Origin of the sequence: Kribbella sandramycini (assembly GCF_013131805.1) — a bacterium.
In the GTDB taxonomy this organism is placed as follows: Bacteria; Actinomycetota; Actinomycetes; order Propionibacteriales; family Kribbellaceae; genus Kribbella; species Kribbella sandramycini.
Genome location: NZ_JABJRC010000003.1, coordinates 301,858 through 327,526 on the forward strand (window position 1 = coordinate 301,858; position 25,669 = coordinate 327,526).

Here is a 25,669-nt window from a genome sequence, read left to right on the forward strand (position 1 = left end):
CAGATTGAAGCGCTTCACTTATCAGGAAGTGAAGCGCTTCAAAGCCAGTCTTGTCAAGTTTCTGTCCGTGCCTCGGGCTAGGGTTCTGAACATGTCCGGTACCGGCCGACGGCCAACCCTGAAGGACATCGCCGCGGACACCGGCCTCTCCATGGCCGCCGTGTCCTACGCACTGCGCGGTCTGCACGGCACTCCCGAGACCAGACAGCGGGTCCAGGAGGCGGCCGAGCGGCTCGGCTACCAGGCCGACCCGGTGGCCCGCGCGCTCGCCTCCGGCCGGAGCGGATCGATCGGCGTCCTCTGCGCCTCGCTGGAGGATCTGTGGCAGCAGCGCCTGGCCGCCGCGCTCGGCCGCGAGCTCCTCGCCCCCGACCGGAACGCCTGGATCATCGACTCGGCCGGTGACGCCGCCCGCCAGCTCGAGCTCGCCCAACATCTCGTCGACCACCGCGCCGACGCGATTGTGGTGATCCCGATCGATCCGGCGGCGCCGGGCTGGGCGCAGATCGCCGACCAGGCGCCGGTGATCGCGATCGGCGACGCCCTGCCCGGCGCGAAGGCGAAATCCGAGGTGGTCTTCGACAACGAGGCCGGCGTCAGCACGGCGTTGCGCCGGCTCGCGGATGCCGGTCATCGCACGGTCGCCGTGCTCAGCCCGACGCTGCGCTCCGAGATCGACCGCCCGGCCGAGGAGATCGCCCAGCGGGTCGCGATCAACCACAAACTCAAGATCCGGATCGCCCAGTGCCCGCACGATCTGGCCGGCGCCACCGAGGTCGCCCGCAGCCTGCTCACCAGCAGCCCGCGACCGACCGGCATCCTCGCCCTGGCCGACTCGATGGCCTTCGGCGTGTACGCCGCCAGTCGCGAGCTCGGCCTGCGCATCCCCGAAGATCTCTCCCTGCTCGGCTACGACGACCAGCCGATGTCCCAGCTGCTCACGCCGCCGCTGTCCACCTTCCACTGGCCCCTCGACGACCTGGTCAGCCACGTCGTCGACCGCGTCACCTCGGCCGTCGACACCAACCGCCGCGTCCGCCGGACGACCGTCGTCCCCACGCTGATCGAGCGCGGCTCGGTCGCCGCTTCGCCCACCTGAACGAAGCGGCGACCGGCCACTCTCTGCATCCACTCCCCGAAACTAAACCAACTCACTAGACTTAAAAGTCGCGTCCCACTATCTGGATAGTCGGCAACGAACCCGCGCGCGACGGCGTCTCACCAGACCTCACGAGCAAGGGGGCTGGTGCGATGAAGGTTCTGCTCGCCGTCGCGGGAGCGGTCGCGATCTGGGGCGTCGCCACCGTGCTGGTCGTCGACAAACTGCACGGCCCAGCCGGCGCCGAGACCCCGCAGGCAGCCGCCGACCACGCCCTCCGGGCGATCTCGGACCAGGACAAAGGCAACCTGCTGGACGTCGCCGACCCCGAGCTCCACGGCCGGGAGGCCGCCGCCGAGCGACTCATCGACAACTGCCGCGGTGCGGACTTCGAGGGCGCGCGAGCCGGCGTCCCCAAGCTCAACCCGAGCGCCGATCACCACGCGACGACCGTCATCGTCGTCCCCCGTGGACAGGGCGAGTGCCGCACCTTCCCGCTGTCCCTGCAACAGCGCCAGCGCGGCTGGTTCGTTTCACTGTCAACCCCCGACCCGAACCGCGCCCCGATCCCCACCTCAGCCACCGACCGCTGACCCCCGCTCCCCCGCTCCCCCGCTCCCCCCGCTCCCCCGCTCTCCCCGCCCGCCGCTCCCTCTCCCCCCGCTTCCTCTCCTCCCCATTTGCCTAGCCGGCTCACGCCCCGGTGGGTCGGCCAGCCGCCTCCCACTCGCCCACCCACCGGCTCGCGGGCGGGCTAGGCCGGTTGGTGGGCGGGCTAGGGAAATGAGAACGGCCGGCCGGGGGTGGGCCGTTCTCATTTGCCTAGCCGGCTCACGCCCCGGTGGGTCGGCCAGCCGCCTCCCACTCGCCCACCCACCGGCTCGCGGGCGGGCTAGGCCGGTTGGTGGGCGGGCTAGGCAAACCGCAAGAGCCGGTTGGTGGGCGGGCTAGGGAAACCGCAGGAGCCGGTTGGTGGGCGGGCTAGGGAAACCGCAAGAGCCGGTTGGTGGGCGGGCTAGGGAAACCGCAGGAGCCGGTTGGTGGGCGGGCTAGGGAAACCGCAAGAGCCGGTTGGTGGGCGGGCTAGGGAAATGAGAACGGCCGGCCGGGGGTGGGCCGGCCGGCCGTTGGGTGGTGCTGAGGTGCTACTTCTTGCCGAAGACCTGAATCTCGGTGAAGTCGGTGAACTGGCAGCCACCGAACGGACCCGGGCAGGCGGTCGGGAAGTCCGGCACCTGCGGGCTCAGCAGCCAGACGCGGACGTACTGGACGTTCGCGGCGTTACCGGTCGGGGTGAGCACGTTGTACTTACCGCGGTTGGCGGCGGTGAAGGTGCCCTCCTGAGCGGTGGCCCAGGTGGCGCCGTCGGCCGACGTCTCGATCCGGTACTGACCGGTCGACGAGCTGCCCGGGTCGCCGCAGACGTTCGACGGGTCGACCTTGAACGAGTCGATGGTGACCTTGGCCGGCAGCTTGATGTCGATGTGCTTCGGGATCATCGTGCCGGTCGGCGTTCCGGCGTCGTCACCGGTGGTGCTACCCCAGCCGGTGCCCTGCGCGCTGTCGATCGCAGCGCCCGGGCCGCAGCCGAAGTCGGTGAAGTCCGGGCCGTTGAAGTCGGCCACGACCCCGCCACCGGAGGCGGCGGCCCAGTTCCGGCGGACGGCGTAGCTCGCCGAGGAGCCGGCCTTGACGGTCACCGGGTTGACGGCGAGCTCGTAGCCGGGGGAAGCCACCACGAACTTCGGGTAGGTGCCGGGGGCAACATTGGTGATCGTGTACTTGCCGGCCGCGTCGGTGGTGGCCGAGTAGTCGCCGGCGTAACCGGAGGAGTGACCGCCGATGTAGACGAGCGCGCCGGGCAGTGGGGCGCCGGTGTCCTTGTCGGTGATCGTGCCGGTCAGCGAGGTGGTCTTCCCTGTCGGCGGCTTGTGGAAGTCCTCCGCCGGGAAGGCGTCACCCGCGTCGATGACACCGGCGTACCAGCCCATGCCGCGGTTGGCGAAGACCTGCCAGATGATGCCGGCGTTCTTGCCGCCCTTGGCGACCAGGTCGGCCTGGACGATCGCGTTCCGCATGTCGAGCATCGTCGGGTCGGCCGGCGACAGCTCCATCGCGCGGGTGATCAGGCTCAGCGCGTACTCGCGGCCGAAGCGCTCCCGCAGGTCCCACAGCGTCTGGGCCCAGACCTCACCGGAGGCGTGCACCTGGGGCGCGCCGCCGATGGTCGGGAAGTCGCCGTAGGTGTAGCCGCCCTGCGAACCGTCGATCCCGACGCAGGTCTTGCTGACGGCCTTGACGCGGCAGTCGATCGCCTGGGTGCGGAAGAGCAGGCCGTGCGAGACGTACTTGCCTTCCTGGATCTCGCCCGCGGCGGTGGTGTCCTTCTCCAGACCGTGCGCGACCAGGTAGTCCATCGCGTAGAAGTCGCTCCACGCCTCGCCCATCGCGCCGGCCTGGATGCTGTTCAGCGTCGAGTTGCCGGTCGCGTCGACGACCAGGCGGTTCGACAGGCCGTGGGTGTACTCGTGGTAGAGGATGCTCGCGTCGTTCGACGAGCTGCTCGGCACGTAGTCGCTGGCGTCGTCACCCGGCGCGCGGAACAGGTACATCTGCATGGTCGGCGGGGTGCCGTCCGGCGGGGTGTTCATGTTCGCGTTGTCGACGTGGTTGGCGTCCGGGCCGCCGTCGGCGCCGGTCGCCGCGCCGTCCAGCGCGTTCAGCAGGACGGGGTCGCCGCCCGCGGCGTCGAACGAGCCGGCTGCCGGGGTGAAGCTGATCGGCTTCTTGGCCAGCCAGTCGTGGAAGTTGCTGGCCAGGTAGAACCCGTTGGTGACGTCCTGGTTCATGTTCGTCTTCCAGGAGTCCGGCTTGGCCGGGTCCCAGGTGCAGATGAACGCGGCCGAGCAGAACGGCGAGGCGCTCTGGAACGGAACGATCTTGTGCTCGGCGCCGGTCGCGGTGCCCGGCACCTTGACGGTCTCGCCGGCGTTCGGCTGGTTGTCGTCGTTGACATCGGCCCAGGCCGACACCGACGTACCTTCGAGCAGCGACTTGGCGTTCTTCGGCAGCCACTTGTTGTAGATCAGGTTCTCGACCCGCTGCGTTCCGCCCTTGGCGGCGCCGGGGTAGTTGTCCTGGACCAGCGCGTCGCCGTTACCGGCGCTCGACAGGTCGCGGCGGTACAGCAGTTTGCCGGACTCCGCGTCGACGACGTGGGTGTAGATCTTCGTCCCGCCACCGTTGACGTACGTCGACCAGCCCTTGCGCAGCCCGTCCGCGGTGTGGAACCAGACCAGCTTCGCGGTGTCGCCGCCGGCCCACTTCACCGAGTTGCCGGTGGTCTTGGCGGCGCCGTCGTGCGCCTTGCCGTCGATGTCCTTGAGCGCGGTCTCACGGGCCTTGCCGGCGCCGAGCGCGGGCGCCGCCGTCCGGGCCTGGGCCTGGGCGGTCAGGCCGGCCACCGGCGAGCCCATGATCGAGATCAGCTGGCCGTTCTTGGTGACGTTACCCTTCAGGCCGTTGCCGAAGACCTCGATACCGTCGACCACCTGCGACCAGAACACGTGGTGCGTGCCGAGGTCGTCCACGTAGTCCTTCCGCAGCTTCAGCGTCGCCAGGTCGGCGGCGGTGAGCTTGAAGACCTCCGGGTGCGCCTTGATGTAGTTCAGCACCACATCCTCGGCCTTCTTGGCGCTCTTCTGCGTCAGGAAGCCGTCCAGCTTGGTCACCTGGGCCGGGGTGCCGGTGTTCGGGTCGAGTTCGACGACGCCCTGGGTGCCGAGCGAGTTGCGGAACTTCTCCGACGCGTCCGACTCCTTGCCGGCCACCTTCGCGGCGCGGTTGTACGTCGTCTTCGCGTTCGGCGTCCGGGCGTCGAAGTTGCCCTTCCGCTCCTTGTCGTCGTGGCTCTTCGCCTTCGGCGCCTGAGCTTCGTCCGGTCCGGCGGTCGGCGCGGCCGTCGCGCCACCGGCGAGCGAAACGCCCAGCAGGCTGACAGCGGAGACGGCGGTGACTGCGAGGAGCCCCCGTCGTCTGCGTGATGTGGTCACAGCAACGCTCCATCAAAGTTTGTCTGCGCGGGTCGCCCTCCACGCCCCGTCCGGGCCCGACCATAAGCCTGCCCACACACTCCGGGGAAGGGAACTCACCGGTTTGTCGCGGAGTCGAGGGTTGTCCTTCGTGCCCGGAACAGTACTAGGAGCAACCACCTTTCGTTGCACAAAGCCACGGTCTCGTCGCACTGAGTCGTAAGGTCGGGCACATGGAGTTGGTCGAACAGGCGGCGGCGCTGCACGCCGAGGCGCAGGAGTTGTACACCCAGCTCGACCTGGGGACGGCGTTCCCCTGGCAACCGACCCTGATCGGCAGCGCACGGTCGGGTTTGATGGTGACGCGGGATCTGGACGTCATGTTCGACGCGCCCGACGCGACCGCGCCGCTGGTCCTCGAAGGGCTGACGAAACTCGCGCGGCGGGTCGAGCTGATCAGCATCGACTTCGCCGATGAGCGGGGTGATCGGCGGCCGACGTCCGCGATCACGGACGAGCGGTACTACGCCGTCCTGCACACCGCGAACTGGAAGATCGACCTGACGTTCTGGCTGCACGTCGTGGCACGGCCGCATGCCGCGCACGCCGATCGGGTTGCCGCGGCGACCGTGGAGCAGCGGGAGTTGATCCTGCGGCTGAAGTCGTCGTCGCTGGAGAGCACGGCGATCTACGACGCGGTGCTGGGGTCGTGAAGAGTGCCGGCCGCCCGGCAACGCCACCGGGCGGTCGGCACTCGCTTCAGAGGAGGCCGAGGGATTCGGACTCCTGGTCGGTGAAGAGGCGCGAGCGGATCAGGAAGCGCACTCCTTCGGGGGCTTCGACGGAGAAGCCGCTGCCCCGGCCTTTCACGACGTCGACGGTGAGCTGGGTGTGCTTCCAGTACTCGTACTGGTTCGCGGACATCCAGAAGCCGATCGGCCGGTCCAGTCCGTCGACCTGCAGATCGCCCAGGTGGACGTCGGCCGGGCCGGTCCGGAACTCGCCGTCGGGGTAACACATCGGTGAGCTGCCGTCGCAGCAGCCGCCCGACTGATGGAACATCAGCGGGCCGTGGATCTCGGTGAGCCGGCGGAGGAGCTCCGCCGCCGACTCACTCAGCACCACCTTGTCGACCATGATCTAGAAGAAGCCCAGCTTCGAAGGGCTGTAGCTGACCAGCAGGTTCTTGGTCTGCTGGTAGTGGTCGAGCATCATCTTGTGGTTCTCGCGGCCGATCCCCGAGCTCTTGTAGCCGCCGAACGCCGCGTGCGCCGGGTAGGCGTGGTAGCAGTTCGTCCAGACGCGCCCGGCCTGGATCTCCCGCCCGGCCCGGTACGCCGTGTTGATATCGCGCGACCAGACGCCGGCCCCGAGCCCGTACAACGTGTCGTTCGCGATCTTCATCGCGTCCGCGTAGTCGTCGAACCGGGTCACCGAGACGACCGGGCCGAAGATCTCCTCCTGGAAGATCCGCATCTTGTTGTCGCCCTCGAAGATCGTCGGCTGGATGTAGTAGCCGCCGGCCAGGTCGCCGGACTGCTCCAGCCGGTCGCCGCCGGTGATCACCTTGGCGCCCTCGGCCTTGCCGATGTCGATGTAGGACAGGATCTTCTCGAACTGGTCGTTACTCGCCTGGGCCCCGATCATCGTGTCGGTGTCCAGCGGGTTACCGGTCTTGATCGCCTCGGTCCGCGCCTTGGCGTCACCGAGGAACCGGTCGTAGATCCCGGACTGGATCAGCGCCCGGGACGGGCAGGTGCAGACCTCGCCCTGGTTCAGCGCGAACATCGCGAACCCCTCGAGCGCCTTGTCGTAGAACTCGTCGGTGGCGGCCGCGACGTCGTCGAAGAAGATGTTCGGGCTCTTCCCGCCGAGCTCCAGCGTCACCGGGATGATGTTGTCCGAGGCGTACTGCATGATCAGGCGACCGGTCGTGGTCTCACCAGTGAACGCGACCTTGGCCACTCTGTTGCTAGAGGCAAGCGGTTTGCCGGCCTCGACGCCGAACCCGTTGACGACGTTCAGCACACCGGGCGGGATCAGGTCCGCGATCAGCTCCAGCAGCACGTGGATCGACGCCGGGGTCTGCTCGGCCGGTTTCAGTACGACGGCGTTCCCGGCGGCCAGCGCGGGGGCCAGCTTCCAGGTCGCCATCAGGATCGGGAAGTTCCACGGGATGATCTGCGCGACCACGCCGAGCGGCTCGTGGAAGTGATACGCGATGGTGTCGTCGTCGATCACCGACACCGAGCCCTCCTGGGCCCGCAGCGCGCCGGCGAAGTACCGGAAGTGGTCGATCGCGAGCGGGAGGTCGGCGGCCAGCGTCTCCCGGACGGCCTTGCCGTTGTCCCAGCTCTCGGCGACCGCGAGCAGTTCGAGGTTGGCCTCGATCCGGTCCGCGATCTTGTTCAGGATGTTCGCCCGCTCGGCCGGTGAGGTGCGGCCCCAGGCGGGTGCGGCACCGTGGGCGGCGTCGAGGGCGCGCTCGACGTCGTCCGCCGTCCCGCGGGCGATCTCGGTGAAGTTCTGGCCGGTGACGGGGGACGGGTTCTCGAAGTACCCGCCTTTGGCCGGCGGCACCCATTCGCCGCCGATGTAGTGCTCGTAGCGCGATTTGTAGGTGACCGGGCTTCCATCCTGCCCAGGAGCTGCGAAGATCGTCATAGGTCCTCCTCGGGATACCTGACGGTGGACCGGAATCTACGGAGTGCGACGTTGCACGGACGTTGCAGCGCGAGGTGAGGCGATGGACGCGGCGGAGCAGGCGCGCCGGCTCAGTGAGCTGTACGACGAGGTGCTCGGTGGCGCCCGCATGCCGGGAGTGCCGCGACCACTCGTCGCCGCATCGTGGCAGCGGTCGCTCGCGGCCGCCGTCGACCCGGAGCTCGATGCGCCGCCGGTCGTCGTCGGGGACGATGTCCTCGAAGCTGCCCGGGGTGAGCATCCGCTGCACGCCGTCCTGCCGGTGCTGCGGCAGACGCTGACCACGATCGCCGACGAGGCGACGCACATCATGATCGTCACCGACGCCCAGGGCATGATCCTCTGGCGCGAGGGTTCGGCCGCCGTCCGCCGGCAGGCCGATCGGATCGCGTTGTCGGAGGGGGCCGTCTGGTCGGAGGACCAGATCGGCACCAACGGGATGGGGACGGCGCTCGCGGTCGGGCAGCCGGTCCAGATCCATTCCGCCGAGCACCTCGTCCGCCGGATCCACGAATGGACGTGTGCGGCCGCGCCCGTCCACGATCCCGACACCGGCAAGCTGCTCGGCGCGGTCGACGTCTCCGGCCCGCTGCGGACCGTCCACCCCGCGATGGTCGCGCTCGTCACGGCCGCGGCCCAGCTCGCCGAAGGCCAGCTCCGGGTCCGGATGGCGGCCGCCGACGAGAAGCTGCGCGCCCGGAACATGCGCCACCTGATGGCACTCGGCGACTCCCCCGGCGCCCTGTTGACGCCGTCCGGCCGGGTGCTCGCCGTCCAGCCGCTCGAATGGCTGCCGGATCGGCTGATCGTGCCGCCGCACACCGACCGGATCAACCTGGGCGACGGCCGCGAAGGTTTGGTCGAGCCGCTCGACGAGGGCTACCTACTCCGCATCCCCGGTACGCCGATCCGGCGGACGCGGCCGTCGTTGCGGCTCAAGCTGCTCGGCGCCGGTCAGCCGCTCGCCGTCGTCGGTGGCCGCGAGATCGCGCTGACCTTGCGTCGGGCCGAAGTTCTCACGCTGTTGCTGCTGCACCCGGCCGGTCTGACCGCCGAGCAGCTGATGCTGCAGCTGTACGGCGACGAGGGCAACCCGACCACCGTCCGCGCCGAGATGCATCGACTGCGGAACCTGCTGGGCGGCGGCGTCCTCGACACCAAGCCGTACCGGATCATCGCCGATGTCAGCGGCGACGTCACCGACGTCCAGACCGCCGTCCGCCGCGGTGATCTCCGCGCCGCCCTCGACCTGTACGCCGGGCCGCTGCTCGCCCGCTCGGATGCGCCCGCGCTCCGGGCCGAGCGGGACGAGCTCGACGCCACCCTGCGCCGCGCCGTACTCGGAAGTGCCGACGCCGACCTGCTCTGGCGGTTCGCGCAGACCCCGACCGGAGCCGAGGATCTCGAGATTTTCGAGACCCTTGCGGCCGGGCTCCCGGCGACGGATCCACGGCGGGCGGTAGTCTCGGCCCGATTGGAGCGGTTGGCGGAGTGAGCGACGTGAGACGGAACACGCGGGCGTGATCATGACCGCATCGACATGACTCACCAGTAACCAACCAATAACATCGCTGGTATGCAGATCCTCGCCATCATCGTCTCGCTCGCGATCGCCGCGGTCGGCATCGCGTTGTTCGGCAAGACGATCGGGCACCTGGTGTCCGTCATCAAGCTGGGTCAGCCGACGGCCGGGCGCACCGATCAGCCAGGTCAGCGAAGCCTTACCTTAGCCAAGGAGACCCTCGGCCACACGCGGATGTTGCAGTGGAGCCATATCGGCATCCTGCACTGGTTCGTCGCGTTCGGTTTCCTCGGGCTGGTGCTGAGCCTCGTCACCGCCTTCGGGCAGCTGTTCGACGCGCACTTCGCGCTGCCGATCATCGGGCACTGGTTCGTCTTCGAGTGGGTCAGCGAGTTCCTGACCTGGACCGGCCTGGTCTCGATCATCGGGCTGATGGCGATCCGGCTGCGGCATCTGCCGAGTGGCTCCGAGGGCCGCTACAGCCGGTTCTTCGGCTCCCGCGGCTGGCAGGCGTACTACGTCGAGTACACGATCCTCGGCGTCCTGATCTGCATCCTGTTGCTGCGCGGGCTGGAGTACGCGCTCGGCGCGGGCAGCAAGTTCCACTTCCCGAGCACGTGGTTCGTCGGCGACGCCCTGTTCGGCGGCCTGTCCGAGCACGCGCTGGAGAACACCGTCTACCTGGTCGCGATGATCAAGATCGTCATCTCGTTCGCGTGGATGATCACGATCTCGCTGAACGCGACCATGGGCGTGGCCTGGCACCGGTTCACCGCCTGGCCGAACATCTGGTTCAAGCGCGAGGCGACCGGCGGGACGGCGCTCGGCGCGCTGCAGCCGATCATGGTCAAGGGCGAGCCGATCGACTTCGAGAACATCGACGAGCTCGACGAGGACGCCGCGCTCGGTGTCGGCAAGATCGAGGACTTCACCTGGAAGGGCCTGCTCGACTTCACGACCTGCACCGAGTGCGGTCGCTGCCAGTCGCAGTGCCCGGCCTGGAACACCGAGAAGCCGCTGTCGCCGAAGCTCGTGATGGTGAACCTGCGCGAGCACGCGTACGCGAAAGCGCCGTACCTGCTGGCCTCCTCCGACGACGAGCGCAAGTCGCTGGCGCAGCTGGTGCTGGACGAGCAGGAGAAGCCGCTGGTCGGCGCGGCCGATGTCGCCGTCATCGACGAGGAGGCCTTGTGGGCCTGTACGTCGTGCGGCGCGTGCGTGCAGCAGTGCCCGGTCGATATCGAGCACGTGGACGCGATCATGGACATGCGCCGCTACCAGGTGCTGATCGAGTCGTCGTTCCCGTCCGAGCTCAACGGGCTGTTCAAAGGCCTGGAGAACAAGGGCAACCCGTGGAACATGAGCCCTTCCGGCCGGATGGACTGGGCCAAGGACCTGCCCTTCGAGGTCAAGCAGGTCGGCTCCGACGTCGAGACCCTCGAAGAGGTCGAGTACCTGTTCTGGGTCGGTTGCGCCGGCGCCTACGAGGACCGCGCGAAGAAGACCACGCAGGCCGTCGCCGAGCTGTTGAACATCGCCGGCGTCAGCTTCGCCGTCCTGGGCGACGGCGAGACCTGCACGGGCGACCCGGCCCGCCGCTCCGGTAACGAGTTCGTCTTCCAGCAGCTCGCCATGCAGAACGCCGAGGTCTTCAAGGAGACCGGCGCCAAGAAGGTCGTCTCGACCTGCGCGCACTGTTTCAACACCTTGAAGAACGAGTACTCCCAGCTCGGCGTCGAGCTCGACGTCATCCACCACACCCAGCTGCTGAACCGCCTGGTCCGCGACGGCAAACTCACCCCGGTCGCCCCGGCCGAGAGCTCCCTCAACGGCCAGAAGATCACCTACCACGACCCTTGCTACCTGGGCCGCCACAACCAGGTCTATGACGCCCCGCGCGAACTCCTCGAGATCATCCCGGGCGCGGAGTACGCCGAAATGCCGCGGAACAAGACGAAGTCCTTCTGCTGCGGCGCCGGCGGCGCCCGGATGTGGATGGAAGAGAAGATCGGCAGCCGGATCAACGTCAACCGCACGACCGAAGCCGTCGAGACCGGCGCCGACAAGATCGCCACCGGCTGCCCCTTCTGCCGCGTCATGCTGTCCGACGGCCTCACCGCCAAGCAGGCCGACGGCTCCGCCCGCGAAGAAGTAGAAGTCCAGGACGTCGCCCAACTCCTCCTCGCCGCCGTCAAGCGGGGGTAGTTGCAACAAGGTGCAACAAACCTTCCGCCTCAGGTGGTACGGACCATAAGATCCACCGTCTTGTACCACCCGGGGAGGAAAGCACCATGAAGTTCCGCGCCGCCGTCGCCACGGCCGCAGCACTGCCGCTCGCTCTCGGCCTCGCCGCCTGTGGCGGCTCCGACAAGCCGGCCGCCACTGGCCCGGCCGCGAGTGTGCCGGTCACCTCGCAGCCCGTTGCCGAGCCGCAGAAGGTCGTTACGCCGACTGCGCCTGTTCGGTTGAACCGCGTGACGTTCGTACCCGCGATGAACTCGGCGCTGACCAAACAGAAGTCGTGGCGCACGGTCGGGAAGATGACGGTCGGCGGGACGACGGCGATGACGATCACCGGCATCCAGACGGCCAACCCGCCCGCGATGTCGATGCAGCTGTCCGGCCCGGCGTTCGGTGAGCAGGCCGCGAAGGTGATCGTGGCCGGCGGCGCGTTCTACGCCTCGATCCCCGGCGCGACCCCGGCCGGTAAGTGGGTCAAGACCAAGGCCGGCAGCGCCGCCGAGCTGGACGAGCTGCTGCAGGGCGGCGACCCGACCAAGATCTTCAAGTCCTTCGACAAGAGCATGGTCAACGTCAAGTTCGTCCGCGCCGAAAAGGTCGCCGGCCAGCAGCTCGACCGCTACACCGTCACGGTCGACACCCTGAAAGCACTCAAACTCCAGGGCAAGAAGCTCCCCGCCGGCGTCAAGGCGAGCGACCTCCCCAAGACCCTCGCCTACACGATGTGGATGGACGCCGACGATCTCGTCCGCCGCCTCACCTTCGACCTCGGCGGCGTCGCCATGGAGATGACCATGTCCGACTACAACAAGCCGGTCACCATCACCGCACCCCCGGCCAACAAGATCGTCAAGCGGTAGCCACGAACCGCCGCCGCACCGCCGCGCCCGCCTTCGACCACAGCGTCGTCAGCCTGCGGTACGCCGGCCCCGAGACGGTCGTCGGCGAGGAAACCCAGCGCTACACCTACACCGTCAACACCCTGAAGTCGTTCAAGGCCCAGGGCAGCCCGGCCTGAGCTACGTACCAACCCTCTCCGACTACAACAACCAGTCACCATCACCACCCCGCCGATGCGCTGATCGGCGGCGCAGGGCGGCCGTAGCTCTGCAGAACCTGGGCCGGGATGGCGTCCGCGACACCACGCAGGGCATTGGCCATGCCGGTTGCGCCGGCCGGTGTCCAGCGATACTCGTTCCAGCCGATGAGCGCGTTGCCGCTGATACGCCATTGGAGCGCCGGGTTGCGCAGGATCCAGTCGACCAGCCCCGGTGCCAGCAGCGCCGAAGCGTAGTTGCGGTCGCTGGACTGGACGTCGAATCGCTCGTCGAAGGCTGGATTCCCGGAGCGCCACTCATTCGGGCGGTGGTTGACCAAGTACTGCTTCGAGACGACGATCGGCGGCAGCTCGACCGGCAGCGGCAGCAGGACGACGTGCGCTGTGTGCGGCTGCTTCTTGAACCGCGCGCCGCGGCCCAAAGTCATTCCGTACCTGACATGCATGCAGTCCACGACGAAAATTTCCCGGCCGTGCACCGTGCCGACCGTGACAGCTTCGGGTATCGCGAACGGAAAGACGGTTCGGACACTCTCGCGCACCCAGGCGTTCATCGCCACCTTCGACCAGCCGGTCTCCGCAATCGCCCGCTCACGCCGAGCGCGACCCCGCCGCGTCGAGACGCGGAACACCAGGACGTTGAGCAGCAGGACCACCGGAAGCAGGATCGCGAACACAACGCCCAGGCTCATCGCCTCATCGTAAATCTCGCCAAGCTCAGTGCTGTCAGTTGAAGTCGAGGCTCGGCATCGCGGGCGGCAGGACTGCGGTCACCGGCGCAGCGCGACCGTAGCCCGCCGCTTCGCTCCTCCTGCCGGAGGGCCGGCCTGACGAGCACGAAGAGCAGGAGCCCAAAGGGAACGGCGATGGCGCGCGTGGTCAGCGGCTGGTCGGTCATGCGATGCCTTCGCTCAGTGGAGGTAGCTGGCTCCGTTGTAGTCGAGGACGGCGCCGGTGGCCCAGGTGGCGGGGGTGGAGGCTAGCCAGTGGATGGCGGCGGCTACTTCTTCGGGGGTGGCGGTGCGATTGAAGGGGCTCTGGGCGCGGATGGCGTCGCCTGCGGGGCCTTCGAGCATGGCGGCGGTGAGGTCGGTGGCGATGAAGCCGGGGGCGATTGACGTCACGGTGATGTCATGGGGCGCCAGGGAGACGGCAAGGGACTGGCCGAGTGAGTGGACGCCGGCCTTGGCGGCGCCGTAGCCGGGCATGTCGGGCTCACCGCGGTAGGCGCCGCGGGAGCCGACGTTCACGATCGCGCCGCGCCGGACGCCGTCCGCGGGCGCGACGTCGAGCATGTGCCGGGCGACGCACCAGGTGACGTGGGCGGTGCCTTCGAGGTTCACGGCGAGCGTCCGCCGCCAGACCGAGACCCACTCCTCGTACGACGTCTCGGCGAGCGGGTGACCGATCCGGCGCGAGCCGGCCACCGGCTCGGCGACGAACAGCGCGGCATTGTTGACCAGGACGTCGATCCGCCCGAGCAGGCGAGCCGATTCGTCAACCAGGACAGGGATTGCGGCCGGATCACCGAGATCCGCCGTCAACACCGCATGCCCGTCACCCGGCAGCCCGGCGCGGACCCGCTCGGCTTCTTCGACAGCGCCGCGGCAGTGCAGGACGACCCGATCGCCGCCCTGGGCGAAGGCGGCCGCGACCGCCGCTCCGACCCCGCGCGACGCCCCGGTCACGAGAACACCTCTGGACACATTTCCTCCCGGTCTCCGAGTCTCCCATCCTGGCCTTCGACGGGGTCATGACGGCATCGGGGTTGACAGTGACGTCACAATGACGTCATAGTTGGCGTCATGGAACTCGACTTGTACCTCGAGTCGGTCCGGCGGAGCGTCGAGAACGCCACCGCCCTGGCCGACGACCAAACTCGCTCCGTGGCCCAGCGCCTCGGAGCCACGCTGGATGACGCGGGCCGCCTGGCCCTCATCTCAGCCCTGTCCGATGCCGCCGGGGAGATCAGCCGCGAGCTGTCGCCCGGGTCGGTGGAGCTCCGGATGGCCGGCGGCCGCCCGGAGTTCGTGGTCACGCCGGCGCCGAGCCAGCTGACCGGCCCCGACGAGGTGGACGAAGAAGACGACAACGACGACTCCGAGGCCCCCGACCTGGCCCTGGACGCCGACGAGCCGACCGCGCGGATCACGCTGCGGCTGCCGATGTCGGTGAAGAACAAGGTCGACGAGGCCGCGAATGCCGAGGGCATCTCCTCGAACGCGTGGCTGATGCGCACGGTGATGACCGAGCTCAGCGAGAGCAGCCGCGGCCGCCGTGGCCCGGGCCGCCCGCCGCGGCCGCCGCGTCCCCCGCGCGGCGGTGGCATGTTCGGCCCCGACGGCCCGCTCGGCCCGAACGGCCCCCTGGGTCCGGACGGCGTCTTCGGACCGGACGGCGTGTTCGGCCCCGACGGCCCCTTCGGCGAAGAGGGCGTGTTCGGCCCGGAGCGCGGCCGGCGCGATCGCGACCGGGAGGGCCGCCGCGGCGACCGGGACCGGCGGCGTGAGGGCCGCGGCGATCGGGGTGGCGACCGGGAGCACCGACGCGGCCACCACGGTCCGGGCCAGAGCTTCACGGGGTGGGCCGAATGAGCGGCTTCACGGGCACCCTGACCGGCGAGATCGGCAAGGCCCGGATCGACATCGGTTCCGGCGAGATCGAACTGGTCCCCACCGACGGCGCCGAGGCCGAGGTGACCCTCGAGGTCGAGGGCGCCGACGAGGACGACGTCCGCTTCGAGATCGCGGACGGCGAGCTGATCGTCGAACAGCGTAAGGACCGGCGGTACGCCACCCGCCGCGGGCCGGAGATCCACGTTCGGATCGCCACCCCGGCGGTCGTCGAGCTGCGGGTCCAGACCGGCTCCGGCGATCTGTCCGCCCGGGTCCCGGTCGGCGCCACCCGGGTGGTCACCGGCTCCGGCGATGTCCGCCTGCAGGACGTCGAGGGCGACCTCGCGGTCCGCACCGGCAGTGGCGACGTCCGCGTCGGCAACGTCAGCGGTACGGCGAAGGGCACCACCGGCTCGGGGTCGATCGACATCGCCGCGGTCGGCGCGGCCATCGGGCTGAGCACCGGCTCCGGTGACGTCCGGGTCGGCGACGCGGCCGGGCAGGCGAGTATCAAGGTCGGCTCGGGTGACATCACCATCGAGCGGATCCGCGATCACTCGATCGCCACCTCCGGCTCGGGTGACGTCGTCGTCGAGGTGGCCGATGGGCCGAGCATCCAGGCCGAGACGGCACGTGGCGACGTCCGGGTCGGCGTGCCGGACGGCGTACCGACGTACCTGGACCTGAAGACGGTCACCGGGCGGATCCGGTGCGAGCTGCAGCCGGGCCAGAAGCCCGCGAGCGACGAGCGGTCGCTGATGCTGCGGGCCCGCACGGTCTCCGGCGACATCACCGTCGTCAAGGTCTGACCACCTTTTCCGCACGGGGAACACCGAGGGGAGCACGTCATGATCAGCGAACAGCAGGAAGTCGCGCGCTACCGCGTCGCGGACCAGATCCGGGCCGCCGAGGCCCGGGCGGCACACCAGGAACGCCCCGCCGACGGCGGCGCCCGGCACGGTCTGGCCATCGCCCTGCGGCGGCTGGCCGACCGGCTGGAGCCGCTCGCCGAACCCGCCGGCCGGGCCCGGCACGCTCGTCCGCAGCAGCCCGGCCGGGGGCTGTCCGTCGTCCGCTGAGGTGCTGTGTTGCAGCTTCGTGCAATGCCTGTGGATAACTACCGAGGGCGACCGGCCGCACTGCTAGGTTTTCAAGCGATCACTTCGGTCGACCTCGGGAGAGCACCACCATGCAGCGTCCGACAGCCAAGGCCGTCGCCACCGCCGCCACCCTGATCGTCCTGCTCGCCGGCTGCGGCGGCGCGGATGACAAGGGTTCCGGCGGCGACGGCAAGAGCGGTGAAACACCGCCGACCCCGCAGGCCCCGCCGGTCGCCGCCTTTGACCCGCCCAAGGACTTCACCACCGCCTCCGCGTTCGGCGCGCCCGATGTCGTCGGCGTCGAGGACATGTACTCGTACGGCGCGGGCATGGTCGGCCAGACGGCGCTGCTCTCGGGTGACGGCGGCCTCAAGGGCTACCACATCGCCGCGCAGCGCGAGCCGTGGACGACGCCGTCGTCGGAGTCGCCGGACACGATCAAGACCACCAGCCACAGCAAGCCGATGCCGCTCACCCTCGATGGCAAAGACGTCGTCGGCATTGTGTACAGCCAGTCCAACAGCGGCGGCGGCACGCAGAAGGCCCATGGTCAGGTGCTGTTCCAGTGGCTCGACGCCGCCGACGGCAAGAAGATCGCCGAAGCGACGTTCGATGCCAGCAGCATCCTCGGCCCCGGCGGTCAGACCGGCAACATCTACGCCGAGGCGTACGACGCCGCGACCGGCCAGATCGCGATCGCCGTCGATCCGGACGGCGGCAGCAAACCGCTCGACGACCTGACCGTGTTCGCCGACCCGAAGACGCAGAAGGCCACCGGTATCCCGGGTGTCGCGGCCGCCGGCGTTCTGAACGGCGTCGTCGTCGCGGGGAAGGCCAGCCGGGGCACGAACGCGACCGACAGCGCGATCGTCGTCGCCGACGGCGCCACCGGCAAGATCAGCAAGACGATCCCGACCAAGCAGAACGACCTGAACACCGCCGGCCACGGCGCCAAGCGCGCCTACCTCAGCGGGTCGACCTACCAGTCGGATCCGAAGACCGCCGCGACCACCTACAACAACGTGCTGTACTCCGTGGACATCGCGACCGGCGCCGTCGTCGAGATCAAACCCGCGCTGGCGAACACCAAGGCGTACTTCTACAAATGCCTCGGCGATCAGGCCGCCGCGGTCGTCTGCTCGACCGGCGCCAACGGCGGCACCGACGAGATCGTCGGGATCGACGACACCACCGGTAAGAAGGCCTGGGGCTACACATCCGAGTCGGCGAGCCGCGTCGTCCCGATCGTGAGCGCCGCCTTCCACGGCGTCATCTACGGCCAGGCGCAGAACCAGCCGATCGCGCTGACCGCGACCGACGGCCAGGACATCCCGCTGGCCAAGGTGCCCGGCGCGAGCTCCACGCCGACGCAGTCGGCCAGTGGCCACTGGTCCCCGACGCCGGATGCCTCGACGACCGCGCCGAGTATCGATCCGGCCACCGACCCGGCGGTCGCCTGGGGTTCGGATCTGTCGCTCTACAACAACCAGCTCGGCGTCCGGACTCCGGATGCCGTCACCCAGTACGGCGGCGCCTACCTGCAGGGGGCCGGGGGCAACGACTTCAAGAACGAGAAGATCCTCGTCACGCTGAAGCCGACCGCCTGAGTTTCTTTGACAACTGACAAGGCCCCGGGAGTCGCCTCCCGGGGCCTTCGTCGTTGCTGGTCAGATGTCGGTGCGGTGGAAGTTCTGATGCGAGCGGGACGGCGTCGGCCCGCGCTGGCCCTGGTAGCGGGAGCCGTACTTCGCGGAGCCGTACGGGTGCTCGGCCGGTGACGACAGCCGGAAGAAGCACAGCTGGCCGATCTTCATCCCCGGCCAGAGCTTGATCGGCAGGGTGGCGACGTTCGAGAGCTCCAGCGTCACATGCCCGGAGAAGCCGGGGTCGATGAAGCCGGCGGTGGAGTGCGTCAGCAGGCCGAGCCGGCCCAGCGAGGACTTGCCCTCGAGCCGGGCGGCCACGTCGTCGGGCAGCGTCACCAGCTCGTACGTCGAGCCGAGCACGAACTCGCCCGGGTGCAGGATGAAGGGGTCCTCCCCCTCGGGCTCGACCATCCGGGTCAGGTCGGGCTGTTCCTCGGCCGGGTCGATATGCGGGTACTTGTGGTTCTCGAACACCCGGAAGAAGCGGTCGAGGCGGACGTCGACACTCGACGGCTGCACCATCGCGGCGTCGAACGGATCCAGCTGGACGCGCTTCGCGTCGAGCTCGGCCAGGATGTCACGGTCGGAGAGCAGCACGAGGGCACGGTAGCAAGCGCGCCCTGCTCCCGCCCAGCGGACCGAACCCGCGGCGGGCCGGTCGGCGACCGGACAGGTGGCTGGTGGTGGATCGTCCGGGGCCCTCAGCTCCCCGGCGTGACACACCACCAGACCTGTTCCTCAGCGGCCCGGAACCCCGGGCCTGAGGCAACGAACTCCTGCTCAGGCCAGCTTGTTGAACTTCGACACCTGGGTGGCGAAGGTCTTCACCTGAGCCGGCGACCAGTCCTTGAGCAGGTCCTCGATCACCTTGTGCCGCTTCTTCCGGGCCGAGGCCAGCTTGCGCTTACCGGCCGCGGTCAGCGTCAGCAGGGTCGCCCGCGCGTCGGTCTTGTCGGCCGCCCGCTTCAGCAGTCCCTCCTCCTCGAGACGCGCGCAGGCCCGGCTGACCGGACCCTTGTCGACCTCGAGCGCCGCGACCAGGTCGGCCATCCGCACCGGCGCCAGCTCTTCGACGTGGTTGAGCAACGCGTACTGCGCCGGCTCCAGATCCGGATGTGCCTCGTCGGACAGCGTCCGCTGCAGACCACGCAGCCGGCGCGCCAACGTGACGAGCTCCTTCTCCAGGTTTTCCAGCGCGTCACTTGCGTCTGTTGCCACCGTTCACCCCTTCATCCAGTTGCCCCGCAACCATCTTGTCCGGTCCCGGCAAGGACCGCATCCTCACGTTGCGTCAAATGTTGCCCCCGGCAACGCGTTCTAATCTGCCAGAAGATGCCGGGCCTGCCCAGTCCCTGGCGGACCCTTTGTGGAAAACTGCCCCGGAACCCCCGGCGCAAACCGCTCGCGGCCGCCTTTTCGATGCATTCGGCATCTTCCTGCCGACCAGCTCCTGACCGCGCAACAACTTGGGCCACGTCACCCTCCGGCCGCCGACGGACCTCCGATCGGGCCGGATCGGCCGACTTGCCCCCGCCGCGCCGGACCCGGCGCGCCCGCGCCCCCACCCATCGGCTATGCTCTTCCCTGCTCGCCCAAGTGGCGGCGCGCGGGTGTAGTTCAATGGCAGAACATCAGCTTCCCAAGCTGACAGTGCGAGTTCGATTCTCGTCACCCGCTCCAGGTTTGTCCGCACAAGTTGGGCCCGGTCCGAAGTTTTTCGGTCCGGGCCTTTTTGCTGGTCAGCGGCTGGTTCAAACGATTGACAGATTAATGGAGACACTCTCAGTTAGTGATCCAGTCGTAACAGATTCGTAGGGGATCAGTTAGTCAGGTCAGCGGGTGGAGTACGGGGCCCCGACCGGCCCCGCGGCCGAGCTCGTTGTCCGGTCCACCCGTCCGTGACCGGGCTCGTCGTACAACGGGAGCCTCTTCATGCGTTTCGCCCGCACCGTCTTGGGCCTGCTGCTGACCCTGATCGGCCTGTTGGCCACCGTGGCCGGAGCCGCGGCCGCGTTCTGGCTGATCGGCCCGGACAACACGATCTCCACCGGCGACCGGGGCCTGAGCAGCTCCGGACTGGCCGTCGTCACCGCCCCCGAGCTGATCGACCGGCACGGCCCGGTGCTGCATGTCGACGCCGCCGGCGCCAAGCCGCTGTTCGTCGGGATCGCGCAGGATCTCGACGTCACCGACTACCTGGCCGGCTCGGCCACCACCCGCGTGATCCGGTACGACGCGCCGTCCACGATCAGCACCCAGACGATGCGCGGCCTGCAGAACAAGCTGACCCCGCCCGGCGAGCTCGACTGGTGGGTCGCGAAATCGGGTGGCGCCGGCGCGCGCTCGATCGCCTGGCCGATGCAGGACGGCCGGTACTCCGTCGTCGTGATGAACGCCGACGGCACCCCCGCCGTCGACGCCGACGTCCGCTTCGGGATCGAGATCCACCGCTCCTTCGGCATCAGCCTGCTCATCTTCGGCGCCGGCCTCGCCGCCCTCACCCTCGGCATCACCCTCGCCTTCCGCCGCACCCCCCAAGCCGCCCAAGAACCCACCGCCACCCCAGTCCCCACCCGAGCAGTCCTCACCTCCCCCTTCGCCCCCACCCCGCAGCCGGAAACCCCCTCGGCCTCCAGCTCGGCGCGAACCGTGTCCGAAGCCAAGACTCCGATGCGGGCGGCGCCCGAGGATGTACCTGCTTACCGCGCGCCAGTTGACGAGCCGCCGGCCGTCGATCTGACGGCAGAGGTGACGCCGAGTCCGGCGGCGCCTGCTGATCGTGTTCCGGCTGATGCGGCTGCGGTGCGGCCGCTTGCTTCGCCGATTCCGGCGGCGCCGATGTTCATGTCCGCCGCCGCGGTGGCCCGGGCCAAGTCGCGCGCCGCGCTGACCGCACCCGCTGCCGACGTACCCGAGGCTCGCCCGGGCGCCGACGTACCGGGCGCCGACGTACCGGCCGGCGGGGAGGCGCCGGTGCCGTTGCGGGAGTCGCCGGAGTTCGTGAAGAGCGATGAGGCGGTGAAGCGGACGGCGGCGCTGCTGGCGAGTGGGGCTTTGTTGCTGACGACAACGAGTTGCGGGTTGATGCCGCCGAAGAACAGCCTGAGCACGGTGGACCATCGGCCGGCGATCACGCTCGCCGACGCGCAGGCCGTGGTCGCGAAGTACAACGAGCTCAACAACAAGGCGAACCAGAGCCGCGACGACAAGCTGGCCGCGACGATCGAGTCCGAGCCGACGCTCGCGCAGACCCGCGCCGGTTACCAGATCGGCCGCAAGCTGGACGCCGCCCGCAAGGTGACCGAGAAACCGTTCGCGTTCACCGATCCGCAGGTCGGGGCGCCGGAGTTCACGGCGTACCCGATGCGGTTCGTGGTCACCTCGGGCGTCTCGGGCGCTCCGGACACCCGCCAGCTCGGCGTCTGGGAGCGCGACAGCGCGGGCGCGCCCTGGCTGCTCACCCATTCGGTCTACCCGGGGAGCACGATCGATCTGCCGTCGATGACTGGGCTGCGCGCGCCGACCAAGGCTGATCTGGCCAGTCTGGCGACGCAGCCGTCCGCGGTCGGCGCGACGCTGGCGGCGTACCTGACCGGCGGCGCCAAGTCCGCGCAGTCGAAGCTGTTCATCCCCTCCCCGGGGACGACGAAGCTCCTCGAGCTCCGGGCGAAGGCGAAGGTCTCCGACGTCGCCGAGCCGTACATCGCCGGCGCGACGGACACCTTCAAGTCGACCGGCCGGCAGACGGCGTTCATCACCGCCGACGGCGAGGCGCTGGTCTTTCTGAGTCTGACCGAGCAGTACCTGCAGCGCGTCGAGCCCGGCTCGAACGCCTACTGGACCAGCGGCGAGGCGACGGCGTTCAGCAGCATGGTCAAGTACACCCAGACCCTGCACCAGGACTACCTGCACCAGGTCGCGCTGATCATCCCGGCCAAGTCGACCGGCGGCCCGATCCGGATCCTCTCGATGGACGGCCAACTGGTCGGCGCCGGGGGCACATAAGTCACTGTAAGCGCTTGCCGGAGGTTAGTTACGGCTGATTGACTCCCAGGGTGAGGTTTTTCCCCTTCGCCCGGGAGTACCAGTGCAGATCAGCCGCCGCCACCTGCTGTCATTCGTCCCCGCCACCGCGCTGTTGAGCGCGGTGCACCCCGTACGCCCCGCCCGTGCCGCCACCGACGCCCCGGGTGGGGCCGGGCTGTTGCTGAGCAACGCGATCGCGATCTACGCCGGTACGGCGGCCTCGAACACCAGACCCGAGGTCGCCGCCAAACTCACCGCGCTGGACGCCACCGCCCGCACCTGGCTGGCCGCGATGGACCGCGCCGGCTCCGGCGAGCTGTTCGCCGGCCTCCCCCTCGGCACCAGCGACCCCAACCTGAGCGCGTCGTACCAGCACCTGTACGAGCTCGCGCTCGCCTACCGCCGCCCCGGCCCGGCGTCCGACCTCCAGGGCAACGAGCAACTGCGCGCCCGGATCGCCGACAAGCTGACCTGGCTGCATGCGACCTACTACGGCGACCAGTCCCGCGGCTACTACGGCAACTGGTTCACCTGGGAGATCGGCATCTCCACCTACGTCTCCAAGACACTCGCGCTGATCGACGCCCCGGCCGAGCTCATCACGCTGTATGTCGGCTCGATGGACGCCTACCTGCGCAACGGGACGAACGGCGACGTCAACCTCGACTCCCGCTTCCACACCGGCGCGAACCTGGTCGACATCACCGCGAACCGCGTCCTCCAGGGCGCGCTGCTCGGCGACGACGCCCGGATCCAGAAGGCCCTGCAGGACCAGTTCACCGTCTTCGCCACCATCGACCCGTACAACCTGCAGCACGGCGTCACCGACGGGTACTACGCCGACGGCTCGTTCCTCCAGCACGCCTCGGTCGCGTACACCGGCTCGTACGGCAAGGCCCTGCTCAGCCGGGTCGTCCAGACCATCAAGATCCTCGACGGGACGCCGTACGCGCGCACCGACGAGCTGGTCGGCGTCGTCAACGGCTGGGTCGAGCACGGGTTCGCCCCGCTGATCTTCGAGGGCTGGATGATGGAGATCGTCAAGGGCCGCGCGGTCTCCCGGCCCGGCACCGGGTACGACGACGTCGCGGTGATCGTCGAGGCCGTCGTCGATCTGGCCGACTACGCCACGACTGCCGACGCGGCCCGGCTGAAGGCGTTCGCGAAGTACACCGCGCGCCCGACGATCAACCCGAACTCGTTCGTCTCCCCGGTCAGCATCGCCCGGTTCGCCGACCTCAAGGCCGATCCGGCGATCGTGCCGGCCGATCTGAACCCGGCCGCGAGCAGTACGGCGTACAACGCGATGGACCGGACCGTGCACCGGCGGCCCGGCTACGCGTTCGCGCTGGCGCGGAACTCGGAGCGGATCAGCAAGTACGAGTACATGAGCGGCGAGAACCTGCTGCCCTGGTTCCAGGGCGACGGCGCGCACTACCTCTACCTGAGCGGCCAGGACCAGACCAGGTCGTACGGCGTCGACTACTTCACCACCGTCTCGCCGTACGCACTCGCGGGCGTCACCGCGCCGGTCGAGACCCGTCGCTCGATTCCCGAGCTGTACGGGACGGCGTACTACGACCGCCCGCCGGAGTTCACGCCGTCGTCCGAGGCGCAGAACAGCTACGTCTACTTCCCGACCGGCACCAACGCGTACTCCGGCGGCGCGACCCTCGGCACGTACGGCGTCGCCGGGTGGGTCCAGTCCGACGACTTCGCCTACGCCCATCGCGCCGGGTTGCCGAGCGATTTCGTCAGCTACCGCAACGCCGAGGCGACCAAGTCCTGGTTCCTGTTCGACGACGAGATCGTCGTCCTCGCGGCCGGGGTCGGGGACGCCGATCGCGCGGTCACCACCACCCTCGACACCCGGATCGCGGCGCCGGCAGCAGCCCTCACCATCACCGGCGGACGCCGAAACGGCGACAGCTGGTCGGGAGTCGGCGCGGTCGACCCGCGCTGGCTGCGCTACGCCGGTGACGGTGTTGCCGTCGGCTACTACTTCCTGCGGCCGGGTGAAGTGCACGTGAGCTTGCAGTCGGTGACGCGCAGCCGCCGGGTGATCCGGACGTCGAACCCGGACACCCAGGTCACCAAGCAGGTCTTCGGGTTGACCGCGACCCAACCGGCCGGCGCGACCCGAACGCTCGCCTACGCATTGGTGCCCAACGCAACGGAATCCGCACTCCAGGCCTACCGGCACGGACGGCTCGGCGTCCTCGCGAACACCACCCGGATGCAGGCCGTCCAGCATCTCGGGCTCCGGTTGACCGCGGCGAACACCTTCACCCGCGGGCAGCATCAGCTGCCCGGAATGAGCATCGACGGGCCGGCGTCCGTACTCGTCCGCCGCGGCGCCGGTGGTCAGGTCGAGGTCGCGGTCTCCGACCCGACCACCGCGCGCGACACGATCACAGTGACGCTGTGGGCGCAGTACTTACGCGCGGCCGCGCCGACGCCCGGCGTACAGGTCGTGCGGACGCTGACCGGGACGCGACTGACATTCACGACCCGGCACACGTACGGCGCGAGCCTGCCGATCAAGCTCCTTCGAGCCTGGTGATCAGGGCCTGCATGGTGGCGAGCGTCGTCCGCAAGTCAGCAACGTCGACCGCAGTGCTCAGCTCGGCCGCCCACGGATGCTGGGCGACCGAGACCTGCCGGATCGCCCAGTAGCCGGCCTCGGTGCACGCGAGCAGTTTGGCGCGGCGGTGTGCCGGGTTCGCCCGGTACTCCGCCAGGCCGCGCTCGACGAGCAGATCGGCGATCCGCTGCACGCCCTGCCGGCTGACGCCCATGATCCGCCCGACGTCGGCGACCGAGCGCGGCTCATCGAGGACGCCGCCGAGGACCTGCCACCAAGCGGCGGTCAGCTCCCCGTGCGCGGCCAGCTCCTGCGCGGCCTCGAGCAGCCGCGCATTCAGCCGGAAGGTGGCGAGGATGACGTCCGTCAGCGCCGCGCCACCTTCCGTCTCCGCAGCCAGCTCGGGCCACTCCGCCCGCGGTGGAACAGTCATCAGCCGACGAGCCCGGCGTACGCCGCTGGGTCGCCCCGATGGAAGACGCCCTCGTAGGCCTCCAGCTTGGCCTCATCCGCCAGCCCGAGCCGCGAGAGCACCGCCCGCGCGAACTGCACCGGCGAATCCGGCCCAGCCGTGATCAGATCCCCATCCACGACCGCCCGCGCGTCCACGTAGTTGTCACCGCCCGCGTACCCGGTGCCCAGCAGGTACTCCTTCACCGCGCTCGTGTGCTTCCGCTCATCGAGCAGCCCACCCCGCGCCAACCCAGCCGTAGCCCCACAAATAGCCGCCACCGGCACCCCAGCCGCCAAGAACCGCCGGGCCAACTCCACGAACCCGTCCCCGCCGCCCTCATCCCACTGCGCCGACCCCGCCAGCACCAACAGATCCCCACCACTCACCTCAGCCAGCGCCACCTCCGGCACCACCCGCAACCCACCCATCGTCACCACCGGCTCAACCGTCTCCCCCACCGTCACCACCCGCCACTCCTCCCCCGTGAACCGCCCCGTCCGCAACTCAACCAGCAGATGCCCGATCTCCCAGTCCGCCCACGTCTCGTAAACACCCACATAAACCGTCTTCATAGACAACATACTGTCATCA

At 69.2% G+C, this 25,669-nt stretch carries 21 protein-coding genes and 1 tRNA gene; 13 read left to right on the forward strand and 9 right to left on the reverse strand.

Annotated elements, in window-relative coordinates; genetic code table 11:
* Positions 1-91: 91 nt before the first annotated feature.
* Positions 92-1,099 (forward strand): LacI family DNA-binding transcriptional regulator, encoded by a 1,008-nt coding sequence (locus HPO96_RS14910; RefSeq protein ID WP_171674039.1) that lies wholly within the window; start codon positions 92-94, stop codon positions 1,097-1,099.
* Between the two features lie 152 nt (positions 1,100-1,251).
* Positions 1,252-1,692, forward strand: a complete 441-nt coding sequence (locus tag HPO96_RS14915) for a hypothetical protein (protein WP_171674040.1) — start codon at positions 1,252-1,254, stop codon at positions 1,690-1,692.
* A 552-nt stretch (positions 1,693-2,244) separates the two neighbouring features.
* Here the strand turns inward: HPO96_RS14915 and HPO96_RS14920 are convergent.
* Positions 2,245-5,151: a M36 family metallopeptidase gene (locus HPO96_RS14920; protein WP_171674041.1), complete on the reverse strand. Its 2,907-nt coding sequence runs from the start codon at positions 5,149-5,151 to the stop codon at positions 2,245-2,247.
* Between the two features lie 212 nt (positions 5,152-5,363).
* Here HPO96_RS14920 and HPO96_RS14925 point away from each other — a divergent pair, with 212 nt between their 5' ends.
* The gene (locus HPO96_RS14925) at positions 5,364-5,843 is read left to right on the forward strand and encodes a hypothetical protein (RefSeq protein WP_171674042.1); all 480 of its coding nucleotides are present in this window, start codon (positions 5,364-5,366) and stop codon (positions 5,841-5,843) included.
* Positions 5,844-5,889: 46 nt separating this feature from the next.
* Here HPO96_RS14925 and HPO96_RS14930 read toward each other — a convergent pair whose 3' ends face one another.
* Entirely contained in the window at positions 5,890-6,267 is a 378-nt protein-coding gene (locus HPO96_RS14930) for a DUF779 domain-containing protein (RefSeq protein WP_171674043.1), read from the reverse strand.
* 3 nt (positions 6,268-6,270) lie between these two features.
* A complete protein-coding gene (adh, locus tag HPO96_RS14935) occupies positions 6,271-7,794 on the reverse strand; it encodes an aldehyde dehydrogenase (RefSeq protein WP_171674044.1) in 1,524 nt (507 codons plus the stop codon).
* A gap of 82 nt (positions 7,795-7,876) precedes the next feature.
* Here adh and HPO96_RS14940 point away from each other — a divergent pair, with 82 nt between their 5' ends.
* From HPO96_RS14940 to HPO96_RS14950, 3 genes are all read left to right on the forward strand, one after another.
* Positions 7,877-9,328, forward strand: coding sequence for a helix-turn-helix domain-containing protein (locus tag HPO96_RS14940; protein WP_171674045.1), 1,452 nt, complete (start codon positions 7,877-7,879; stop codon positions 9,326-9,328).
* Between the two features lie 81 nt (positions 9,329-9,409).
* Complete coding sequence (locus tag HPO96_RS14945; RefSeq protein WP_171674046.1) at positions 9,410-11,560, forward strand: (Fe-S)-binding protein; 2,151 nt, start codon at positions 9,410-9,412, stop codon at positions 11,558-11,560.
* A gap of 86 nt (positions 11,561-11,646) precedes the next feature.
* Complete coding sequence (locus tag HPO96_RS14950) at positions 11,647-12,456, forward strand: SCO4651 family lipoprotein (RefSeq protein ID WP_171674047.1); 810 nt, start codon at positions 11,647-11,649, stop codon at positions 12,454-12,456.
* A 199-nt stretch (positions 12,457-12,655) separates the two neighbouring features.
* Here HPO96_RS14950 and HPO96_RS14955 read toward each other — a convergent pair whose 3' ends face one another.
* The gene (locus HPO96_RS14955; protein WP_171674048.1) at positions 12,656-13,345 is read right to left on the reverse strand and encodes a hypothetical protein; all 690 of its coding nucleotides are present in this window, start codon (positions 13,343-13,345) and stop codon (positions 12,656-12,658) included.
* 219 nt (positions 13,346-13,564) lie between these two features.
* Positions 13,565-14,341, reverse strand: coding sequence for an SDR family NAD(P)-dependent oxidoreductase (locus HPO96_RS14960; RefSeq protein ID WP_337796640.1), 777 nt, complete (start codon positions 14,339-14,341; stop codon positions 13,565-13,567).
* 117 nt (positions 14,342-14,458) lie between these two features.
* On the opposite strand from HPO96_RS14960, the gene HPO96_RS14965 reads away from it, so the two are divergent.
* From HPO96_RS14965 to HPO96_RS14980, 4 genes are all read left to right on the forward strand, one after another.
* Positions 14,459-15,247 carry a hypothetical protein gene (locus tag HPO96_RS14965; RefSeq protein WP_171674050.1) on the forward strand — a complete coding sequence of 263 codons (789 nt, stop codon included), beginning with the start codon at positions 14,459-14,461 and terminating at the stop codon, positions 15,245-15,247.
* Positions 15,244-16,077: a DUF4097 family beta strand repeat-containing protein gene (locus tag HPO96_RS14970; protein WP_171674051.1), complete on the forward strand. Its 834-nt coding sequence runs from the start codon at positions 15,244-15,246 to the stop codon at positions 16,075-16,077. The genes HPO96_RS14965 and HPO96_RS14970 overlap by 4 nt, the downstream gene beginning before the upstream one ends.
* Positions 16,078-16,116: 39 nt before the next feature.
* Positions 16,117-16,347 carry a hypothetical protein gene (locus tag HPO96_RS14975; protein ID WP_171673776.1) on the forward strand — a complete coding sequence of 77 codons (231 nt, stop codon included), beginning with the start codon at positions 16,117-16,119 and terminating at the stop codon, positions 16,345-16,347.
* A 110-nt stretch (positions 16,348-16,457) separates the two neighbouring features.
* A complete protein-coding gene (locus HPO96_RS14980) occupies positions 16,458-17,975 on the forward strand; it encodes a hypothetical protein (protein ID WP_171674052.1) in 1,518 nt (505 codons plus the stop codon).
* Between the two features lie 60 nt (positions 17,976-18,035).
* On the opposite strand, the gene dcd is transcribed toward HPO96_RS14980, so the two are convergent.
* Entirely contained in the window at positions 18,036-18,611 is a 576-nt protein-coding gene (gene dcd, locus HPO96_RS14985; RefSeq protein ID WP_171674053.1) for a dCTP deaminase, read from the reverse strand.
* Positions 18,612-18,794: 183 nt separating this feature from the next.
* Positions 18,795-19,232 carry a MarR family transcriptional regulator gene (locus tag HPO96_RS14990; RefSeq protein ID WP_171674054.1) on the reverse strand — a complete coding sequence of 146 codons (438 nt, stop codon included), beginning with the start codon at positions 19,230-19,232 and terminating at the stop codon, positions 18,795-18,797.
* A gap of 388 nt (positions 19,233-19,620) precedes the next feature.
* Between HPO96_RS14990 and HPO96_RS14995 the strand changes: the two genes are divergently transcribed.
* From HPO96_RS14995 to HPO96_RS15005, 3 genes are all read left to right on the forward strand, one after another.
* A tRNA-Gly gene (locus HPO96_RS14995) sits at positions 19,621-19,694 on the forward strand.
* Between the two features lie 252 nt (positions 19,695-19,946).
* Entirely contained in the window at positions 19,947-22,019 is a 2,073-nt protein-coding gene (locus HPO96_RS15000; RefSeq protein WP_171674055.1) for a DUF8094 domain-containing protein, read from the forward strand.
* 82 nt (positions 22,020-22,101) lie between these two features.
* Positions 22,102-24,603: a polysaccharide lyase family 8 super-sandwich domain-containing protein gene (locus tag HPO96_RS15005; protein WP_171674056.1), complete on the forward strand. Its 2,502-nt coding sequence runs from the start codon at positions 22,102-22,104 to the stop codon at positions 24,601-24,603.
* Here HPO96_RS15005 and HPO96_RS15010 read toward each other — a convergent pair.
* Entirely contained in the window at positions 24,581-25,057 is a 477-nt protein-coding gene (locus HPO96_RS15010) for a MarR family winged helix-turn-helix transcriptional regulator (RefSeq protein ID WP_171674057.1), read from the reverse strand. The genes HPO96_RS15005 and HPO96_RS15010 overlap by 23 nt on opposite strands.
* Complete coding sequence (locus HPO96_RS15015) at positions 25,057-25,650, reverse strand: DJ-1/PfpI family protein (RefSeq protein ID WP_202885968.1); 594 nt, start codon at positions 25,648-25,650, stop codon at positions 25,057-25,059. The genes HPO96_RS15010 and HPO96_RS15015 overlap by 1 nt, the downstream gene beginning before the upstream one ends.
* Positions 25,651-25,669 lie beyond the last annotated feature (19 nt).

Coding starts and splice junctions, on each gene's coding strand:
- HPO96_RS14910 (WP_171674039.1), top strand. CDS start 92: ATGTCCGGTACCGGCCGACGGCCAACCCTGAAGGACATCGCCGCGGAC.
- HPO96_RS14915 (WP_171674040.1), top strand. CDS start 1,252: ATGAAGGTTCTGCTCGCCGTCGCGGGAGCGGTCGCGATCTGGGGCGTC.
- HPO96_RS14925 (WP_171674042.1), top strand. CDS start 5,364: ATGGAGTTGGTCGAACAGGCGGCGGCGCTGCACGCCGAGGCGCAGGAG.
- HPO96_RS14930 (WP_171674043.1), bottom strand. CDS start 6,267: ATGGTCGACAAGGTGGTGCTGAGTGAGTCGGCGGCGGAGCTCCTCCGC.
- adh (WP_171674044.1), bottom strand. CDS start 7,794: ATGACGATCTTCGCAGCTCCTGGGCAGGATGGAAGCCCGGTCACCTAC.
- HPO96_RS14940 (WP_171674045.1), top strand. CDS start 7,877: ATGGACGCGGCGGAGCAGGCGCGCCGGCTCAGTGAGCTGTACGACGAG.
- HPO96_RS14945 (WP_171674046.1), top strand. CDS start 9,410: ATGCAGATCCTCGCCATCATCGTCTCGCTCGCGATCGCCGCGGTCGGC.
- HPO96_RS14950 (WP_171674047.1), top strand. CDS start 11,647: ATGAAGTTCCGCGCCGCCGTCGCCACGGCCGCAGCACTGCCGCTCGCT.
- HPO96_RS14955 (WP_171674048.1), bottom strand. CDS start 13,345: ATGAGCCTGGGCGTTGTGTTCGCGATCCTGCTTCCGGTGGTCCTGCTG.
- HPO96_RS14965 (WP_171674050.1), top strand. CDS start 14,459: ATGGAACTCGACTTGTACCTCGAGTCGGTCCGGCGGAGCGTCGAGAAC.
- HPO96_RS14970 (WP_171674051.1), top strand. CDS start 15,244: ATGAGCGGCTTCACGGGCACCCTGACCGGCGAGATCGGCAAGGCCCGG.
- HPO96_RS14975 (WP_171673776.1), top strand. CDS start 16,117: ATGATCAGCGAACAGCAGGAAGTCGCGCGCTACCGCGTCGCGGACCAG.
- HPO96_RS14980 (WP_171674052.1), top strand. CDS start 16,458: ATGCAGCGTCCGACAGCCAAGGCCGTCGCCACCGCCGCCACCCTGATC.
- HPO96_RS15000 (WP_171674055.1), top strand. CDS start 19,947: ATGCGTTTCGCCCGCACCGTCTTGGGCCTGCTGCTGACCCTGATCGGC.
- HPO96_RS15010 (WP_171674057.1), bottom strand. CDS start 25,057: ATGACTGTTCCACCGCGGGCGGAGTGGCCCGAGCTGGCTGCGGAGACG.
- HPO96_RS15015 (WP_202885968.1), bottom strand. CDS start 25,650: ATGAAGACGGTTTATGTGGGTGTTTACGAGACGTGGGCGGACTGGGAG.